The following is a 2,662-nucleotide window of genomic DNA, read 5'->3' on the forward strand; positions in this document are numbered from 1 at the left end:
CAGCAGGTACGGGAACTCATCCCCAATACCGCCCAGCTTGTAATGCAGATCCGTATGGCACACCCCGCACGTCAGGACATCCACCAAAGCCTCCCCCGGCCCCGGATCCGGCACCAGAATCGTCTCCAACGACACCGGAGCATTCTTCTCCCTGACAACAACTGCCTTGACCTTATGAACCATTAGTTCGTGTTCCTTTCGCTCTGGCTGCCAGAGTGGCCATGCCTACCGGACTTTTGCCCAGGCGGGTAGTTTGCTTTGCAACGATGACCGTTGCCGGAATCCCCTCGGGTGTCTGCTGCCGGCCTGCGGCGCTCCGGCGGTGCGGAGCCGGCGTCGGGCCAGCATCTGGAGCGAGGAAAGTATGATATGCGCGCAGTATCGAACTGATATATGACGATGCTAGTGGCGGTGGCTGTGGAGTGTCAATGAGCTGAGAACGAAGCTTCGTCGCCGAGGCTCAGCCGCCGGCAAAGGGCGGGAGAACGTCGATGACATCCTCGGGGCCAAGGCTCAGACCAAGGTCCCGTACAGCGATTTCGTTGTGAAGGAAGCTGCTCCGGGCGATGATCCGTGCGAGCGGAGGAGTTCCCGCCGGAGGGTCCGGACGGTCAATCGCAAGTACGGCTGTCAGGAGTTCACTCAGCGTCACGCCGGCTGCCAGGTCATGACGTTCCTCTTCCACGCCGGCGGCGGAACATGCCGCGGCGAAGTATCGAACCAACATTGTTATTCAGCCTCCGATGGTGCTCATGCTGCGGCCCGACTGCTTGTAGTCCGTGGAATCCAGGCCGGAGTGGTCCATGCCGTGGGCACGCGGCTTGATCCACATCGCGTCCTGCCAGCAGCGGGCGATTTCTTCGTCATCCGCCCCTGTGCGCATGAGGCCCAGGAGGTCGAATTCCTCCCGGGAGAACAGGCAGCTCATGAGCTTGCCCTCCGCCGTGATGCGCGTGCGCCTGCAGTCGCCGCAGAAGGGTTCCGTGACGGAAGCGATGATGCCCACGGTCCCCAGGGCGGCCCCGTGGGATTCACCCTTGGCAGCATTTCGCTTCCTGACCTGGAAGCGTTCTGCCGGGGCTCCTGCCCGCTCCCGAAGGTCTGGGGTGAGGACGAACTCTTGGGAGAGCAGTTCACGGATTTCGGCAGCAGTGACCATGTCGCGGCGCGTCCATCCGTGATCTGCATCAAGCGGCATCTGCTCGATGAATCGCAGCTCGTAGTCGTGCTGCAATGCCCATGCGAGGAGCGGGGACGCTTCGGCGTCGTTGATACCCCGCATCAGGACAGCGTTGATTTTGATCGGTCCCAACCCTGCAGTCCTCGCCGCTTCGACTCCAGCCAGCACCTTGTTGAGGAACGGGCGCCTGGTGAGCAACTCGAACGTCTCTTCGTGAAGGGAATCGAGTGAGACATTGATTCGGGTGAGCCCGGCGTCCTTGAGTGACCCGGCCTTCTTGTCCAGTCCGACGCCGTTTGTAGTCATGGATATAGGCAGATCGGGGTGCTGCCGGCGCAGGGCCCGGATGATGTTCACCAGGTCAGGGCGTACCAGGGGCTCGCCGCCGGTAAGCCGGAGTTCCTTGATGGCCAGTTTGTCCACACTGATGCCAACAATCCGCACGATCTCATCGGGGGTCATCAGGGATTGTTTGGACAGCCATTCCAAGCCCTGCGCGGGCATGCAATATGAGCACCGAAGGTTGCATTTGTCCGTGAGGGACAACCGCAGATCTGTTGCCTGGCGCCCGAATCTGTCCAGCAGTCCGGCCGGAACTCCGGAGGGCCGGGTTGGCGGCATCGGCAGCCCGCCCCCGCTTCTGCCGGGAAGCCGGGGAATGCCCAGCTGAATTGTCTTGATATGAACACCTATTCCTTGACATCTGGAGAGTCTGGCTTGGTTCCGCCTGCACATGGCGAACCGTCCGGGCACCGTTCATCGCCCTGGTGAGTGGTCACGAGGTCGAACTGGACGCCGCCGTGTTGTTCCACGCCGGTCCGGATGGCCCGTTCCATGACGGAGGTGGCCAGCCTGGCCCGCAGGGCCAGCGGATCGCGGCGCAGGTCCCGTGCCAGGGCGACACAGAGCAGCAACATGACCAGCACGAACGGCAGGGCGGCAACGATGGTGATCCGTTGCAGGCCGGACAGGGCTTCTGAGGGTTCGTTGCCACCGGCCAGGAGCATGACGGCGGCGACGGCGCCGGTCAGCGTGCCCCAGAAGATGACCACTCCGCGGCGGGGTTCTTCGGCGCCGTTGGAGCTGAGCGATCCCATTACGATGGAGGCGGCGTCTGCGCCCGTGATGAAGAAGATGGCGACCAGGACCATCGCCAGGACGATGACTGCCGCGGTGACCCAGACGGGCATGCCCAGGTTTTTGACCAGGTCGAAGAGGGCACCGTCAAAATTGACGGAGGGGGTCCCGTCGACCATGGTGACGAGGCCGGGGGTGTTGGCCTTGTCGGCTTCCTGCTGCACGTGGAAGGCGGCGCCTCCGAAGATGCCGAACCAGATCACACTGACGACGCTGGGCACCAGCAGTACGCCGGTGACGAACTGCCGGATGGTGCGGCCGCGGCTGATGCGGGCGATGAACAGTCCGACGAACGGCGTCCAGGAGATCCACCAGGCCCAGTAGAAGATGGTCCAGCCGGACATC

The 2,662-nt window shown here is 63.0% G+C and carries 3 protein-coding genes and 1 pseudogene; all 4 read right to left on the reverse strand.

Features of this window, described 5'->3' with window-relative positions; translation table 11 throughout:
• Positions 1–183: pseudogene (locus tag JYA52_RS00305) on the reverse strand (alcohol dehydrogenase catalytic domain-containing protein); the annotation flags it as partial.
• Between the two features lie 277 nt (positions 184–460).
• Entirely contained in the window at positions 461–727 is a 267-nt protein-coding gene (locus JYA52_RS00310) for a MoaD/ThiS family protein (RefSeq protein ID WP_205651171.1), read from the reverse strand.
• Between the two features lie 6 nt (positions 728–733).
• Positions 734–1,801 (reverse strand): GTP 3',8-cyclase MoaA, encoded by a 1,068-nt coding sequence (gene moaA / locus JYA52_RS00315; protein WP_205651172.1) that lies wholly within the window; start codon positions 1,799–1,801, stop codon positions 734–736.
• A 68-nt stretch (positions 1,802–1,869) separates the two neighbouring features.
• Positions 1,870–2,662 (reverse strand): BCCT family transporter (locus JYA52_RS00320; protein ID WP_205651173.1); only part of this gene is annotated, 793 nt, incomplete at its 5' end.

This window comes from Arthrobacter pascens (assembly GCF_017052465.1).
Lineage (GTDB): Bacteria > Actinomycetota > Actinomycetes > Actinomycetales > Micrococcaceae > Arthrobacter > Arthrobacter pascens.